The sequence below is a fragment of the Pseudomonas rhizoryzae genome (assembly GCF_005250615.1).
GTDB classification, from domain to species: domain Bacteria; phylum Pseudomonadota; class Gammaproteobacteria; order Pseudomonadales; family Pseudomonadaceae; genus Chryseomonas; species Chryseomonas rhizoryzae.
In genome coordinates, this window is sequence record NZ_SULM01000005.1 from 57294 (window position 1) to 72141 (window position 14848).

The window sequence follows — 14848 nt, forward strand, 5'->3', positions numbered from 1 at the left end:
GATTGCTCTCGCACTGACTCACGGACACCGTCACAAGTTTCCCGCTCGAATGTTGCGGTCCTGCTTTGCTTTGCCAAATACATGCCCAAAGCGACAGGGTCTTCATTGGTGCGCTAAGGTTTAATCCATCGTGGAGCCGCTTGATGACGCCACGATGGGTGCCGATAGGCGCAAGATCAGACTTCTGGTTGCCGTACGACAGGCTCTTGCCTTTCGTCGGATTTCGTGACCGGTAGGCTGTCGCGTCGGCCAAGCTCGGTCCGCAGCTTGGGCAGACAGAGGGGGAATTCGCGATTGATGTAGGTGATCAGCCGCTCCCGCACGAAGCAGCGCAGGTCCCAGTTCTTCGAAGAGTCGTCCGAACTCACCAGGACGCGAATCTGCATGGATTCGTTCGAAGCGTCGGTTACCTGCAGCACGCAGACACGGCTATCCCACAAATGGGGCACCTCGGCGCAGGCACGTTCCAATTCAGTGCGGATGGGCGCCAGCGGCAGGGAGTAGTCGACCCAGATGAACACCGAGCCGATGAGGCTCGACGAGGAGCGCGTCCAGTTCTGGAACGGGGTCTCGATGAAGTACTGCAGGGGCACCACAAGCCGCCGATCGTCCCAGATACGCACCACCACGTAGGTGCCGGTGATTTCTTCCACCCGACCCCACTCGCCTTCGACGATGACCACGTCATCCAGGCGGATCGGCTGGGTCACCGCGATCTGCAGGCCGGCGATGAGGTTGCCCAGTACCGGGCGCGCGGCGATACCGGCGACCAGTCCCGCCACGCCGGCCGAGGCGAGCAGGCTGGCGCCCACCTGGCGTACGGCAGGAAAGGTCATCAGCATCAGGGCGATACCGACCAGCAGCACCACGAAACTCAGGCTGCGTACCAGTACCCGGTTTTGCGTCTGGATTCGCCGCGCCCGCAGGTTGTCGGCCACGTCCACCGGGTTGCGCAGCGCGATGGTCGCGCCCACGGCCTTGACCGCCCGCAATCCCAGCCAGGTAAAGGCGGCGATACTCAGCAGGCCGGTCACATGCTGTACCGCACGCAACAGGGGGAGGGCATCCGGTGCCGAATTCCAGACGCCTTGCAGCACCACCAGCGGCACGGCGAGGCGCGCGGGTTTTTCCACGAACTTCACCAGGTTGCGCGCCAGCAGGAAGGGATTGGCCAGGCGGCGGATCGCCGCGAAGGCCACGGTCAGGGCGATGCTGGTGATGACCAGGGCAACCGTTGCCGCGATCAGCGTGGTGATCCAGGGGGCCTGCAACCAGCCCGTCCAGTCGATGTCCGTCATGCGCTGCTCCTTTGGCTGACGGCTCCCCGTGATCTTTAGAGCTGACGCGTCGGATCGCGGGGAGCCCTTAGAGATACCTGATTTCCGACTGAAGCGATTGAGCACGGTTCCCGGTCATGCGCCTTTTGGGCTTCTACCTAGTAATACCACCCCTATAGAAAGGTTCGTGATCCCGCCTGCCTGATTTTTGTCCACCGATAGGTCGAAGTGGTGCGTTGCTGGTCCAAGCCTATGACGAAACTGCGCAGCGGACGCGTGATAGGAGTAGAATTCGCGCCCCAATGAGACACGTCCAGTCAGATGGCGGACCTGCGGAGATCGAGACGGATTTATGAAACCAGTGGTAGTGGTTGTCGAAGACGAGAACATGTTGCTCGGGCTGATGGAAGAAGTGCTCGAAGGTGAAGGCTTTCAAGTGCGGACCTTCGGTACCGCGGATCTGGCCTGGGAATTCCTGTCGACCGCGCGACCCACGCCGGACCTGCTGATCACCGACGTGCGCATGCCGGGCGCCATCGATGGTCTCGAGTTGGCTCGTCGCGTCAAGCACCAGCTGCCGGGGCTGCCCATCATCGTTTCCTCGGGCTATTTCGAAGAGCTGCAGCCCGAACGGGCGCCGGATATCTACTATCTGCCCAAGCCCTGGCGCTTCGATGACCTGCTGGCGGGTTGCTACCGCTTCCTCAATCAGCGCAAAGCCTGATTTCCGCTCCCTGGCGGTCCTTTAGCGGGCCGCGCGAAGTGGTCTGATCGGGTACTTGGCCGGGAGGCGAGGCTTCGTCAGTCGCTGAGGACGTCGACCAAGCCCAGGACGAAGAACAGCACGATACAGACCACTGCGACCACGACCGGAATGAAGCGTGGGTCCTTGATCGCCTTCCACATGACCTGACGACTGCTGCGGGACTTGTCCATAACACTGCTCCAAGAAGTAAGTCCCGATTTTAATGCATCGCCGGGCAGGGCGAATAGCGGCTCATGGTGGCTATCCCAAGGCCGCTCGGGCACCGAACGGGGTCAGCTAGGCCACGCCAATTTTCCACTGTGGCGGCGGTGGGGTGCCGTTGACCGCGAAGTCGCCGACGATACGATCCTTGTAGATGCGCGGGTTGTGCGAGGCGAGGGTGCGGGCGTTGCGCCAGAAGCGATCCAGCCCCTGGGGCCTGAGGGTCGCCGAAGCGCCCAGGGCATCGAACAAGCGACCGGAAGCATCGATGATCAGATCGGTGACCACGTTCAGCGACTGGCAAACCTCCAGCTCAGCCAAGTCCACCGCGCGATCTTCCGCTGCCTGGTCATCCGCGTGCCTGAGGTCGTACACCCGTTGCAGCGCCTCGGCATTCTTCAGTGTGATCACCCCGGCGCAATAGGCGGCGCTACGCACCTGGCCCACCACCGCCAGCACCTGCGGGTCCTGGCTGACGCGGTCGGCATTGCCAATGGTGAAGGTGCGGGTGCGCGCCGCCACGGCGGCTGCCACCTCGCCACTCATGGCGCGCCCCATGCCGGCGAGGTTGGCCAGGTGGAAGACCTGGAAGAAACCCGGTGAATAGCGGAAGCGCTCGCCCACCGCTACGACGTCCGCCGGCGCTACCCGCACATTGGTGAAGGTCGCGGTCCCGCTGGCGGTGAGGGTCTGGCCGAAACCGTTCCAGTCATCCACCACCTCCACACCTGGCGCATCACGGCGGACCGTGGCCATCACCCGGTTACCGGCTTCGTCGGTGGCCCCCACATCGATCCAGTCGGCGTAGAGCGAGCCCGTGGTGTAGAACTTGGTACCCGAGAGCAGCAGGTGGTCGCCGTCGCGGCGCAGGCGGGTACTGAATTCGGCGCGGCGGGCATCGCCGACTTCGCTGGAAGCCGGTCCGATGGTCTCGCCGGCGGCGATACGGGCGAACCAGCGCGTCCGGCGCGCCTCGTCGTCGCTGTTCAGCAGGCCCTCGACGAAGCCCATGTGCCCCCGTAGCGCCTGAACCAGGTTCGAGTCGGCTTCGGCCAGCTCGATGAGCAAGGCGAACAGTTCCGGCAGCGTTACCCCGGCACCGCCGTGCTCGACCGGTAGGCGCAGAGCCGTGAAGCCTGCGGCCTTGAGCCAACCCAATTCTTCGACGGGCAGGCGCCGCTGGAGCTCGCGCTCGATGGCCCCTTCACGAATGCGCTGGAACAGCGGCAGGAAGCGCGCCGAGAGTTCGGTATGGCGAGTGGATGGGCCGGCGCCCCAGCCTGAGGATATGACGGTCATGCGCAGCAGATTCCTTCTGGAAGATTCAAAGCTCGTGGACGATGCCGAGACGCCGCATTTCGGTGTGGGCAGCGCCAGTAGTGCCGATCAGGGTGATGGCCGCGATGAGGCCGCGGCCCAGGGTGCGAAGACGCTTCATGAATGGCTCCTTGCGTATCGGGTCGGGTCAGGCGGCCAGGTGTTTCTTGTCGGCTTCGCTACGCGGCGAGCGGGCCTCGGCCGAGGGCCTGATGGCCTGGCTGGGGCGGCCGTCGACGCCGAGCGGCACCTCGCCAGCGAGGGTGGTCCGCCGCACGATCCGCTCGGCGCTGCCGTAGTCGTCGATGGCGATATGCTGGGTGGCGCGGTTGTCCCAGAGCACCACATCGCCGGTCCGCCAGCGCCAGCGCACGGTGTTTTCCAGCGCGGTGATGCGGTCCTGGAAGAGGCGCAGCAGTTGCCTGGAGTCGTTGGCGCTGACGCCCTGGATCTGCTTGACGAAATGCCCCAGCACCAGGGCGCGTTCACCCGTTTCCGGATGGATCTGTACCAGCGGATGCTCGGTCTCGTACACCTCGGCGGTGAATTCCTCGCGATAGCGGCGCAGGCCGTTGGCCTCGGCGTGGCGCGACGGCGCGTAATCGTAGACATTGCTGTGCAGGGCGCGTAGGCCGTCCGCCAGCGCCTTGAGCGGCTCCGGCAGGTCGGCATAGGCCGCGGCGGTGTTGGCCCAGACGGTATCGCCGCCCCGGTCGGGGATCACCACGCCACGCAGGATGGAAATTTTCGGATAGTCCACCACGAAGGTAACGTCGGTGTGCCAGGAGTTGGCCCGGCTGTGGCGCGAGTCCAGGTTGAGCATGGCCGCGCTGCGCTCCGCCGAGCGCACGGTGGGGTGGGGCACCTGCTCACCGAAGCGCCGCGAAAAGGCTTCGTGCTCGTCATCGCTCAAGTGCTGGTCGCGCAGGAATATCACCTTGTGTTCGAGCAACGCCCGGTGCAATTCGGCAAAGGTCGACTCGTCGAGATCGGCGGACAACTTCACGCCGGAAATCTGCGCGCCGATACGACCAGTGAGAGGTTCGATAACGAGGGACATAGAAACACTCCTGGCAGTTGAGAGAGCGCTGGAGTGTAGAAGTGTGCTTTGGAAAATTTCTAATCTTCATTGCTGCTAAGCATATGCTTGGCAGTTTGTCTTGATCTAAATGTTCGCCAGGCAACACTTTGGGGACAGTTGATCAATTTATTTTACTTTTAAATTGCTGATTATATTCAATTTATTAAATTTTTGTTTTGCCTGTGCGACGGTTGGAGAAGTAACTGTTCGTGGGCGGTCATCTATCTTTCGATAATACCGGGATCCGTATTCAGCTTCTTCATGAGTTAATGCCCGAATGTTATTTGGCCAGGGCCTATCCTTTGCTTACTGTCGCGCTACACCTGAATGCGATGGGATGTAGTGGTGACTGTCTATCTGGATACGCGGCATCGCCGCCTGGTCAAATTACTTGCGCGAACCTTCATGGCCCGCAGCGAATGGCCTACCTGGATTTTGCTGATCGGCGTCTACGGCGGTTGGCTGGGCCTGAGCGCCGCCTGGCCGCTGCTGGGCTACTGGACGCTGCCACCGTTGATCCTGGTCGTGGTACTCCAGCAATCCCTGCAGCACGAATTGATTCACGGCCATCCCACACCCTGGCCACGAATCAATGCCGCGCTGGCCTATCCGCCGCTCGGGTTGTGGTTTCCCTATCCGCTCTATCGCGACAGCCATCTGGCTCATCATCGCCGCGAACATCTCACCGACCCGACTCTCGATCCCGAAAGTCGCTATGTCGACGGCGAGCTCTGGGAGCGCAGGGGATCGATTGGCCGAGGATTGCTTTGGCTGGACAAGACCTTGCTCGGCCGGATCCTGATCGGGCCGCTGCTGGCGCTGCACGGAATGGTCGGGCACGAAGTCCGTCGCTGGCGCCGGGGGGAGCAGGGCGTGCTGCGGGTGTGGCTAGTCCACTTGGGGTGCGTCATCGCGCTGCTCACGAGCATCCAGCACTTCTCCGGCATGCCGCTACTGGTCTACGTCCTGGGGATCGCCTGGCCCGCCCTGGCGCTGGCCTTGGTCAGGTCCTTCTACGAACACCGCCCCGCGCAGGACCCGGCCCAGCGCTGTGTGCTCAATGAAAGCGCTGGGGTGTTGCGCCTGCTGTACCTCAACAACACCTTGCATCTCGTCCACCATGACCTGCCTGGCTTGCCCTGGTATCTCATCCCGCGAGTCTATCGGGCGAGGCGTAGCGCCTATCGAGTGCGCAGCGGTGACTTCGTCTTCTCGGGCTTTCGCGAGCTGGGACGACGCTTCGCCTGGCAAGCCGTGGATGCCCCCGTGCACCCCAGTGCGCGGGTCTCATGGGACGAGCGGGCCTGCGTCCATTGCATGCCATGGTAATACCACCCCTATAGCAGCTGGGTTGTCTTGGTCCAACTCCCAGGCTCTTTCAGTCGCCAAGGGAGCAGGGCGCTACCGCCTGCCTGTCTATACCTTTGCTAGAGTGCCAGGCTTCGTCAGGGTTGCGAGGGGTTACAGGTGCAGGAATCGACATTCGAGGTGATCGTGCTGGGGCTGGGCGCCATGGGAGCGGCCAGCCTGTATCAGCTGGCCAAGCGCGGCGTGAAGGTTGCGGGCATAGATCGCTTTACGCCGCCCCATGAGCAGGGCTCCAGCCATGGGGCAACGCGCATCACGCGCCAGGCGGTGGGCGAGGGGGCCGCCTACGTTCCCTTGGCGCTGCGCTCTCATCAGCTATGGCGAGAACTGGAGGCCGAGCGAGGCGTGAGCCTGTTCGAGCAGTGCGGCGTGCTGATCATGACGGCAACAGCCACCGCTACCTCCCATCACGGTCGCCCGGATTTTACTCGGACCACCCTGGAGCTGGCGCGGCGCTACGGTATCACCCACGAGGAGTGGGACGGCCCCACCATTCGCCAGCGCTTTCCACAGTTCCAGGTGGCGGACGACGCTCTCGGCTATTTCGAGCCAGGAGGCGGTTATCTCTACCCGGAAGCCTGTATCCAGGCTCAGTTGGACGGTGCCCGGGAGCGGGGTGCCCGGCTGTTCACCGATACCGTCATCGACCGCTTGGAGCAGGACGCCAGTGGCGTGATCCTGCATTCGGCTCAGCGGAGCTGGCGTGCCAAGCGGGTAGTGGTTGCCGCCGGCATGTGGAGCGCGGAGCTATTGGGCGCGCCTTTCGACAAGCTACTGCGCGTCTGTCGCCAGACCCTGCATTGGTTCGAAGTGGTCGAGCCCGAACGGTTTCCCGCTGACTCTCCCAGTTTCATCCTGGCCCATGGCAGCGGCGATAGCGATCTCTTCTACGGCTTTCCGCCCTTGCCCGGTGAAGGCTCGATGAAGGTGGCTACCGAGCAATATGAAAATAATACCACCCCTACTGGGATTGATCGGTCACTTCACCCTGAAGAATCGAGCGAGCTGTTCAGTGATCAAGTGGAAAGGTGGATCGCCGGACTGGGGCCACGCGCCCTGCGCAGCGCGGTCTGTGCCTACACCGTGACCCCGGATTTCGGCTTCATCGTCGATGAGCATCCGGCGATGCCCGATGTGACCGTGGTCAGTGCCTGTTCCGGGCATGGCTTCAAGCATTCGGCGGCGCTGGGCGAGGCGCTGGCGCAGCGAGTCACCGAAGGGCGCAGCGATCTCGATCTGAGCAGCTTCAGTCTGGCGCGGTTCGGCTAGCGACTGCGGACCGTCAGGGTCACCAGCCGCGTCACCACCAGGGCGATATACATGACGCCGGAGAACTGGGCCAGCATGACCAGCGAACGCGCCATGGGGCGGATGGGATAGATATCGCTCAGGCCGACGCCGGAGAGGATCGCGAAGCTGACGTAGAGCAATTCCGTCCAGGTGCGCGCGGCCATGGGGTCGTTGGCGGCGGTGAAGCTGTGCGGCTGCAGGATCTGGCAGGCCGAGTAGGCGTGGGCGAAGGCCCAGGCCAGCAGGGTGAAGGTCGCGCCGACGGCGAAGAGTTCATCGGTGGTCGCGCGCTGGTCTTCCATCATGTAGGCGATGAGGCTGCCCGCCGCATAGAAGTAGAAGACCGCATCGAGGATCGCGAGGGACACTACCAGTTGGGTATTACCGTGCCATTCGACCATCACCGTCAGCACCAGGATGCAGCCGGCGAGAATGAAGCCCAGCCATTGGATGGTCGGACTGCGACGCACCATGCGCAAGGCGGTGGCCAGGACGATGATGCCGAAGGCGCCAATAAGGGCGCGGCCATGCTCTTCCTGTTCCACCAGCGGATAGAGGAGCAAGCCGAGCAGCTGGATGAACAGCAGATTGGCGGAGGGGTAGCGGACCAGGTAGTGCAGCGGGGTCTTCATCGGGGCTCGGTGAAAGGTCGGAGGGCGCAAGCGTAGCGGTTGGTGAAGGGCGCCGCCACGGGCAACGTCACTGCCCATGGCGTAACGCTCAGTTGCCTTGGCGGCGCGTGACCGGCAGCAGGATGGTGAGCACGCCCAGCAACGGCATGTAGGAGCACAGCTGGTAGACGTATTCGATGCCGCGGTGGTCCGCCAGGTTGCCCAGGCCCGCCGCGGCGATGGCGCTGACGCCGAACATCAGGCCGAAGAAGACCCCGGCGATCATGCCCACGTTGCCCGGCACCAGTTCCTGGGCGTAGACCACGATGGCGGAAAAGGCCGAGGCTAGGATGAAGCCGATGATCACACTGAGGACACTGGTCCAGAACAGGTCCACGTAGGGCAGGGCGAGGGTGAAGGGCGCCGCCCCGAGGATGGAGAACCAGATCACCGCCTTGCGACCGATGCGATCGCCGATGGGGCCGCCCAGGAAGGTCCCGGCCGCCACCGCTCCGAGAAAGAGGAATAAATGCAGTTGGGAGCTGGCTACCGACAGACCGAAGCGCTCGATGAGATAGAAGGTAAAGTAGCTGGTGATGCTGGCCATGTAGATGTACTTGGAGAATACCAGCAGCGCCAGTATGACCAGCGCAAAGGTCACGCGACCGCGCGAGAGGCCGTGGCTCACGTTCACCGGCTTGCGGCCCTTGGCGCTGCGCAGGTGGTTGCGATACCAACGCGACAGTCCGTACTGCACGCCGATGGCGAAGAGCGCGAACAGGGCGAACCAGGCCACGTGGGTCTGGCCATAGGGAATGATGATGGCCGCCGCCAGCAGGGGGCCAATGGCCGTGCCGGCGTTGCCGCCCACCTGGAAGGTCGATTGGGCCAGGCCGAAGCGACCACCCGAGGCCAGGCGCGCCACGCGTGAGGTTTCCGGGTGGAAGGTCGAGGAACCGACCCCAATCAGGGCGGAGGCGGCGAGTATGGCCGGAAAGCTACCGACGAAGGCGAGCAGCAGAACACCGAACAGGGTGCAGACCATGCCGGCGGGCAGCAGGTAGGGTTTTGGATAGCGATCGGTATGGAAGCCGATCCAGGGTTGCAGCAGCGAGGCGGTGATCTGGAACGCCAGGGTGATCAAGCCGACTTGGGTAAAAGTCAGATCATAGCTGTCCTTGAGCATCGGATAGATCGACGGCAGGACGGACTGGATAAGGTCGTTGACGAGGTGGGCGAGTGCGCAGGAAGCGAGGATTCCCATGACCAGAGGCGAGGTTGCGGGGATAGCGGACAGGGGCGTTTCGCCAGGTGCCGCTGGGGTGGCAGAGGAGACGGCCATGCAGGTATTACCCTTATTATTTATGTCCAGCCGTTCACTGTGGCATTCTGTCGACTCTGAATCCAGAACAAGTTGCCGGATACATCCGGCGGCTGATCACTTGGACCCGGGTCTTATAGCGCGCTATGGTGCCGGTGGCCCTGGTCAATCCTGTTCACGCCTTTCGTTACGGCATACCTCATGACTGTCAAAGATCCACTGCTCCTCGACCAGCAACTGTGCTTCTCCCTGTACTCGGCTTCGCTCGCCATGACGCAGCTCTACAAGCCATTACTGGAGAGCATGGGGCTGACCTTCCCGCAATACCTGATCATGCTCGTGCTGTGGGAGCATGACGGTTTGACGCTCAAGGAGCTGTCCAACCGGCTGCGCCAGGATTCGGGAGCCCTGACCCCGGTGGTCAAGCGCCTCGAAGCCGCCGGCCTGGTCACGCGCCGCCGTAGTACCGAAGACGAGCGCAACCTGTCGATTGAGCTCACCGCTGCCGGTCGTGGCCTGCGTGAGCAGGCCAATGGGGTCAACGGGCGGGTACGGCAGGTCTGCGCCCTGGGCGATGCCGGCCTGGACGATCTGCGGGAGACCCTGATCATGCTGCGTAGTCGCCTTGATGAAGAAGGTGCGACCCGTTCCTGAACCAACCGCGGGGTGGTGGTTCCCATGGCTACAGTCGCCGGGGAAATCGTATGACCTTCACCTACCAGCCTGACCAGGACTATTTGCTCGTCGATCTCGCCAGCGATCGTACCGCCGGCAAGCTGTTGCAGGGGGAACTGCACATCGCCGAGGGCTGCCAGGACGAGGATCCGCGAACCTATGCGCGGCTGCTTGGCGAGGAACTGCGCAGTACCCTGGGTGACGTGGTCGGGCGGCGTGAGGGCGACATCCTCACCCTGCGCCGTACGGGTATAAAGTTGCGCTTGGTGCCTGTAGAAGTCGCCTGCGACTAGCCAGCCATGAACCATTGGGCTGGCTAGCCTGCGGGAGCGCCACTCCAGACCAAGAGCTGGCCGACACCGAGCGCCAGGACCTGGCGCCTGGACGCCTTGGGTGCAGCGGAGGACATGGCAACGAGGCTGTACGCAAACGAGGATCGGACGTTAGCCGTTGCTGAGGTCTGCTGTAATCGTCGGACGTCATAATTCAGGCGCCATTTTGTAATCAAGCCGACATCTCGCCGCCCTAGGCTTTGACGCACAACCGTCTTCCAGCAGTGGCGAACCATGCTCCGTCTCCGCACTCCTTTCCGTCGTTTGTCGCGTCGCTCTTGGCTGAGATCGCTCAAGACCGGCCCGCGGATGCTCTGTTCCTTCACCTTCGCCGCCGTGCTGCTCGCTGGTCTGGGCACCTTCTCGCTATGGGAAATGCAACAGCTGCGGCGTCAGGCACTGATCATGGAGCAGCATTCCCTGCCGAGCATCGCCCTCGCCGATGCGCTGGCGATCAACCTCGGCAAGTTACGCAACCAGGCTTCGGTGGTACTGCTCAATGCCGAGGATCCAGGCGCCGTGGCCATGACCAGGATCACCCTGGAACAGTTGGTGAACGAGACCGATCAACTGTTCCGCGACTATCAGCCGGTCATCGCCGACAACACCGAGCGCGATTCGGTCAAGGCGTTGCACGATGCCTATCAGCCCTTCGTGGCCGGCTTGCGCGAAGAAGTGAAGCTGATCGAGCAACAGCAACTCGCGGCAGCGCGGGTAAAGCTGGATACCGTGGTGAATCTGCAGGGCGACCTGATGGACATGCAGGTCCAGCTGCTGCGCGAACTGAACAAGCAGAGTGCGGCCCAGGCCACGGAGCGAGCCGAAGCCCAGTTCGTCCAGGCCCGCACCATTGTCTGGTCGGCCATCGGGGGGGCTATCGTGGTGCTGCTGCTACTGGCCTGGCGCCTGACCCGCAGCGTGGTACAGCCACTGCGGCAGGCGGTGGACATTGCCACCGGTATCGCGGCGGGCGATCTGCGGCAGAACATCCAAGCCCAGGGGCGCGATGAGGCGACCGTGCTGCTGCTGGCGCTGGAGCGCATGCAGGGCAATCTACGCGAGGTGTTGGCGCATACCGGTAATGCTTCCGAGCAATTGGCGTCAGCCTCGACGCAGATGTGCGCGGTGATGGACGAGAGCTGTCTCAATCTGGAGCGGCAGACCGCCGAAATCCAGCAAGCGGCGACGGCGGTCAACCAACTCAACCAGGCGGTGCAGGCCGTCTGCGAGCACGCCATGTCCACTTCCGAGGAGTCCCGGCGCTGCGTCGACCAGGCCCATGAAGGAAAGGCGCAGGTGCAGGAGACGCTGGTCGCCATCACCGAACTGGTGGGTAACGTCGACGAGGCCGCTGCCCAGGCCGGGCATCTGGCCGAGCAGTCCAAGGGCATCAGCAAGATGCTCGACGTCATTCGCGAAGTGGCCGAGCAGACCAATCTGCTGGCACTCAATGCCGCCATCGAAGCGGCCCGCGCCGGGGATGCCGGACGGGGCTTCGCCGTGGTCGCGGACGAGGTGCGCGGCCTGGCACGCCGTACCGGCGATTCGACCCGCGAGATCGAAGGCCTGATCGGCGGCGTGCAACAGGTTTCTCAGAAGACCGCGATGGCCCTCGATCAGAGCCGCGCCCAGGCCAGCCAGACGCGCGACAAGGCCCAGGCCACCTGGCAGGTGCTCGAGGGCATCACCCACGCCGTCGCCGCCATCGAACGGCGCAACGATGCGATCTCCGCCGCCACCCAGCAACAGACGGCGACCACCGAAGAGGTCGACCGTAACCTGACGCTGATTCGCGATGCTGCCACCCAGACCGCGGCCGGCGCGCAGCAGACCAGTGCCAGTAGCCAGCAACTCTCGAGTCTGGCCGCCGATCTGCACGGCACCTTGCAACGCTTCGTGGTCTGAGACCGAGCTCCCTGGGTAGACCAGGGGGGCGGTCTCAGGCGGCCAGCATCACCCGGTCGCGTCCTTCCTGCTTGCCCCGGTAGAGCGCCTGATCAGCGCGCTCCAGGGCGCTGGCGAAGGCCTCGCAGTTGCGGATCTCGCAGACCGCCAGGGTTGCCGTGACCCGTGCCGGGCCACGTTCGATGACCTGGCTCACCTCGGCCAGACGGTGCCGGATGCGCTCCGCGACCGTCCAGGCCACGCTGGTCGAAGCGCCGGGCAATAGCACCAGAAATTCCTCGCCACCCCAGCGTGCGGCAAAATCCGATTGCCGGACCTCGCGACGGATGACATCGGCGATCCCTTGCAGCACCAGATCACCGCAGTCATGGCCGAAGCGGTCATTGATGTGCTTGAAATGATCGACGTCGAACAGGATGAGACTGCCGCTCAGGCACGGGCCGTTGACTGCCCGGTCGAGAATGCGCCGCCGGTTGTACAGGTTGGTGAGGCTGTCATGGCTGGCGGAGTGCAGCAGGTCCAGCTGCATCTTGGTGCTGTGGTGAAAGGAGGCCGCCGTGCCATAGAGCAACAGCAGCAGGGCGCTGGTGACGTTGATCGTGCCGAACAGCTGCATGGCCAGGGGCGGCAGCCCAGCGGCCGGGTGCAGCAGATAGCCGCCGGCCAGGGTAACCAGGATGCCGCTGACCAGCAGCAGATGCCGTTTGGGCGCGGTGCGGTAGTTGTAGATGACAATGGGCAGGATGCACAGCACGTAGTAATGGAAGTTGCTGTCCCAGCCGAGCTGCCAGGTGGCGAGCCAGGCGTGAGCGACGATCTCGCTGCACATGGTGAGGCTCGCGGCTCGATAGCGGCGGCGACGCAAGGCGGCCAGGCAACCCAGGTACAACGAGACGCTGAGCACATTGGCCCAGACCATCAGGGGCTTATCGAACAGGATGAAGACGGCCAGCAGGACCAGGTGAATCGCCATGGCCGATTGCACCACGGGTTTGGCGACGCACCAGAACTGTTCCAGGGAATCTTGCAGGGCCTGGTCACGATCGCGGGAGGAAAGAGCATTCATCGAGGGGTCCGTTGAAATACATTGCGCCAACAATAAATGCGCTAATAGTAAGCTTAATGGCAAACGGCCAGCCTGGCCAATCCTCCGGTCGAGTGGAGCGGAAGAAGTGCCCAATGGATAGCCGCGCCAGACGACCCGCCGGTCACGTTTGAAGATCGTGCTGGTTTCCCGTCTACGTGGTGCTTTGCCACGCGGCTTATCTGCTGAACGTCGAGCGATCCTTGAGTCACCGAAAAGGATGAACACCTCGCTCAGTCATCTGTCTTTTCTCCTTGGCGCAACCGCGGCGCTGGCGTTCTTCGACATCATCCAGCGCGAGGCCGCCGCAAATCTTGCCGAGAGCAGCGTCAAGGTGCCGTCCGGAACGATCGTACGCCACCAGATCCGCGCCACGGCTTGCTCAGCGGTGGGGACGCCTCTAAGGTGACGGCGCGCCACCCAGGCGCTCTGCAACCTCGGAGGTGGCCGTGGAACTGAGCCAGACGCTGGCGCAGGAAATCGTCGACCGCGCCATGCGCATCCTGCCGGGCAACGTCAACGTCATGGACGCGGCTGGGCTGATCATCGGCTCGGGTGATCCGGCGCGATTGTTCACCCGCCATGCCGGTGCGCGCCAGGTGATCGCCGAAGGGCGGGCGGTAGCACTGGACGCCCTGGCAGCGGCGCGCTTAGCGGGTGCCCAGGCGGGCATCAATCTGCCGCTGTATCGCCAGGGCGAACTGGTCGGCGTGCTCGGGGTGACCGGAGAGGACGCCGAGCAGTTGCGGTTGCCAGCCGAACTCTTGCGTCTGACTGCGGAAATGCTCATCGAACAGGCGGCCGGTCGGCAGCCCGATGCGCCCCTGATGACCGCGCCGCTGCTGCGCCAATTGCTCGCGCCCGGTGCTGCGCCCGAGCTGGGTCGCCACGCGAGCCTGCTCGGCCTCAGGCCGGACGTGCCGCGGGACGTTCTCTTGCTGGAGTTCGCCACCCCCGCGCCGACTTTCGGCGACTGGGCACAGCGGCGGGTCGCTGATAGCTGGTGTCTGCCGCGAGAGGAGCGCCAGTGGCTCTGGTATCGCCCGGACGCGGAGGCTCCAGAGCCCTTGCTGGACGAGTTGCCGGCCCAGGGCTGGGCGCTCCAGCGCAGTGCCTGGATACCCGTGACGCAGCCCTGGACCGGGCTAGCCGAGGCGACCCGCTGGGCGCTGGATCTCTTGACCGTGGCTCAGCGGCTGCGACCTGATCTTACCCAGGTGACGCTGGCGGATCTGCGGTTACCGACCTGGCTGCAGGGGCAGGCCGAGCGCCCGGAAAGCGCCTGGCTGTTGGAACCCTTGATGCGCCTGCGCCAGGCCGACCGCGACGGCCAACTGCTCACCACGCTGCGCCGTTGGTTCGCCGAGGAGGCCAGTCCCCAGGCTTGCGCCGCGGCCCTGGGGCTGCATCGCAACGGCCTGCGCCATCGACTGGAGCGCATCCAGGCGCTGACCGGCCGTGATCCCCGGCGTTTCGCCGACGCCACCGAGCTGTACTGCGGGCTGCTGCTCCTGGATTCTGGGTGGGCAGAGTCACAGTCTTGAGAGATTCTTGCTGGGCATTCGTCCTGTTGTCGTCGCCTGCTAACCAGGAAACACTCGGGGCACAACAACGGAGAAT

The 14848-nt window shown here is 63.7% G+C and carries 15 protein-coding genes; 8 read left to right on the forward strand and 7 right to left on the reverse strand.

What is annotated here, in order from left to right; genetic code table 11:
* Positions 1-176: 176 nt before the first annotated feature.
* Positions 177-1298 (reverse strand): mechanosensitive ion channel family protein, encoded by a 1122-nt coding sequence (locus FAZ11_RS08895; protein ID WP_058771851.1) that lies wholly within the window; start codon positions 1296-1298, stop codon positions 177-179.
* A 331-nt stretch (positions 1299-1629) separates the two neighbouring features.
* Between FAZ11_RS08895 and FAZ11_RS08900 the strand changes: the two genes are divergently transcribed.
* Positions 1630-2001, forward strand: coding sequence for a response regulator (locus tag FAZ11_RS08900; RefSeq protein ID WP_058763220.1), 372 nt, complete (start codon positions 1630-1632; stop codon positions 1999-2001).
* A 77-nt stretch (positions 2002-2078) separates the two neighbouring features.
* Here FAZ11_RS08900 and FAZ11_RS25165 read toward each other — a convergent pair whose 3' ends face one another.
* From FAZ11_RS25165 to FAZ11_RS08910, 3 genes are all read right to left on the reverse strand, one after another.
* The gene (locus FAZ11_RS25165) at positions 2079-2213 is read right to left on the reverse strand and encodes a hypothetical protein (protein WP_257787170.1); all 135 of its coding nucleotides are present in this window, start codon (positions 2211-2213) and stop codon (positions 2079-2081) included.
* 106 nt (positions 2214-2319) lie between these two features.
* Positions 2320-3543 (reverse strand): acyl-CoA dehydrogenase family protein, encoded by a 1224-nt coding sequence (locus tag FAZ11_RS08905; RefSeq protein ID WP_058766122.1) that lies wholly within the window; start codon positions 3541-3543, stop codon positions 2320-2322.
* Between the two features lie 166 nt (positions 3544-3709).
* Positions 3710-4621, reverse strand: coding sequence for a TauD/TfdA dioxygenase family protein (locus tag FAZ11_RS08910; protein ID WP_058766121.1), 912 nt, complete (start codon positions 4619-4621; stop codon positions 3710-3712).
* Between the two features lie 366 nt (positions 4622-4987).
* Here FAZ11_RS08910 and FAZ11_RS08915 point away from each other — a divergent pair, with 366 nt between their 5' ends.
* Positions 4988-5971: a fatty acid desaturase gene (locus tag FAZ11_RS08915; protein ID WP_137279179.1), complete on the forward strand. Its 984-nt coding sequence runs from the start codon at positions 4988-4990 to the stop codon at positions 5969-5971.
* Positions 5972-6109: 138 nt separating this feature from the next.
* A complete protein-coding gene (gene solA / locus FAZ11_RS08920) occupies positions 6110-7279 on the forward strand; it encodes an N-methyl-L-tryptophan oxidase (protein WP_137279180.1) in 1170 nt (389 codons plus the stop codon).
* Here solA and FAZ11_RS08925 read toward each other — a convergent pair.
* The gene (locus tag FAZ11_RS08925) at positions 7276-7932 is read right to left on the reverse strand and encodes an ion channel (RefSeq protein ID WP_137279181.1); all 657 of its coding nucleotides are present in this window, start codon (positions 7930-7932) and stop codon (positions 7276-7278) included. The two genes, solA and FAZ11_RS08925, sit on opposite strands and share 4 nt — an antisense overlap.
* Positions 7933-8020: 88 nt before the next feature.
* Complete coding sequence (locus FAZ11_RS08930) at positions 8021-9253, reverse strand: MFS transporter (RefSeq protein WP_058763230.1); 1233 nt, start codon at positions 9251-9253, stop codon at positions 8021-8023.
* Positions 9254-9433: 180 nt separating this feature from the next.
* Between FAZ11_RS08930 and FAZ11_RS08935 the strand changes: the two genes are divergently transcribed.
* The 3 genes from FAZ11_RS08935 (at position 9434) to FAZ11_RS08945 (ending at position 12144) form a co-directional block, all read left to right on the forward strand.
* A complete protein-coding gene (locus FAZ11_RS08935; protein WP_058763232.1) occupies positions 9434-9886 on the forward strand; it encodes a MarR family winged helix-turn-helix transcriptional regulator in 453 nt (150 codons plus the stop codon).
* A 50-nt stretch (positions 9887-9936) separates the two neighbouring features.
* On the forward strand, positions 9937-10200 hold the full coding sequence (locus tag FAZ11_RS08940) for a hypothetical protein (RefSeq protein ID WP_058763235.1): 264 nt from the start codon (positions 9937-9939) through the stop codon (positions 10198-10200).
* Between the two features lie 273 nt (positions 10201-10473).
* Positions 10474-12144 carry a methyl-accepting chemotaxis protein gene (locus FAZ11_RS08945; protein WP_137279182.1) on the forward strand — a complete coding sequence of 557 codons (1671 nt, stop codon included), beginning with the start codon at positions 10474-10476 and terminating at the stop codon, positions 12142-12144.
* A gap of 34 nt (positions 12145-12178) precedes the next feature.
* On the opposite strand, the gene FAZ11_RS08950 is transcribed toward FAZ11_RS08945, so the two are convergent.
* The gene (locus tag FAZ11_RS08950; protein ID WP_058784412.1) at positions 12179-13210 is read right to left on the reverse strand and encodes a GGDEF domain-containing protein; all 1032 of its coding nucleotides are present in this window, start codon (positions 13208-13210) and stop codon (positions 12179-12181) included.
* A 148-nt stretch (positions 13211-13358) separates the two neighbouring features.
* Between FAZ11_RS08950 and FAZ11_RS08955 the strand changes: the two genes are divergently transcribed.
* Together FAZ11_RS08955 and FAZ11_RS08960 are read left to right on the forward strand one after the other, a co-directional pair.
* A complete protein-coding gene (locus FAZ11_RS08955; RefSeq protein ID WP_137279183.1) occupies positions 13359-13637 on the forward strand; it encodes a hypothetical protein in 279 nt (92 codons plus the stop codon).
* A 40-nt stretch (positions 13638-13677) separates the two neighbouring features.
* Positions 13678-14772 (forward strand): CdaR family transcriptional regulator, encoded by a 1095-nt coding sequence (locus FAZ11_RS08960; RefSeq protein WP_058784414.1) that lies wholly within the window; start codon positions 13678-13680, stop codon positions 14770-14772.
* Positions 14773-14848: the final 76 nt, after the last annotated feature.

What these genes read in the sequence shown, in the direction of transcription:
- FAZ11_RS08895 (WP_058771851.1), bottom strand. Translation starts at nt 1,298, where the DNA reads ATGACGGACATCGACTGGACGGGCTGGTTGCAGGCCCCCTGGATCACC.
- FAZ11_RS08900 (WP_058763220.1), top strand. Translation starts at nt 1,630, where the DNA reads ATGAAACCAGTGGTAGTGGTTGTCGAAGACGAGAACATGTTGCTCGGG.
- FAZ11_RS25165 (WP_257787170.1), bottom strand. Translation starts at nt 2,213, where the DNA reads ATGGACAAGTCCCGCAGCAGTCGTCAGGTCATGTGGAAGGCGATCAAG.
- FAZ11_RS08905 (WP_058766122.1), bottom strand. Translation starts at nt 3,543, where the DNA reads ATGACCGTCATATCCTCAGGCTGGGGCGCCGGCCCATCCACTCGCCAT.
- FAZ11_RS08910 (WP_058766121.1), bottom strand. Translation starts at nt 4,621, where the DNA reads ATGTCCCTCGTTATCGAACCTCTCACTGGTCGTATCGGCGCGCAGATT.
- FAZ11_RS08925 (WP_137279181.1), bottom strand. Translation starts at nt 7,932, where the DNA reads ATGAAGACCCCGCTGCACTACCTGGTCCGCTACCCCTCCGCCAATCTG.
- FAZ11_RS08930 (WP_058763230.1), bottom strand. Translation starts at nt 9,253, where the DNA reads ATGGCCGTCTCCTCTGCCACCCCAGCGGCACCTGGCGAAACGCCCCTG.
- FAZ11_RS08935 (WP_058763232.1), top strand. Translation starts at nt 9,434, where the DNA reads ATGACTGTCAAAGATCCACTGCTCCTCGACCAGCAACTGTGCTTCTCC.
- FAZ11_RS08940 (WP_058763235.1), top strand. Translation starts at nt 9,937, where the DNA reads ATGACCTTCACCTACCAGCCTGACCAGGACTATTTGCTCGTCGATCTC.
- FAZ11_RS08945 (WP_137279182.1), top strand. Translation starts at nt 10,474, where the DNA reads ATGCTCCGTCTCCGCACTCCTTTCCGTCGTTTGTCGCGTCGCTCTTGG.
- FAZ11_RS08950 (WP_058784412.1), bottom strand. Translation starts at nt 13,210, where the DNA reads ATGAATGCTCTTTCCTCCCGCGATCGTGACCAGGCCCTGCAAGATTCC.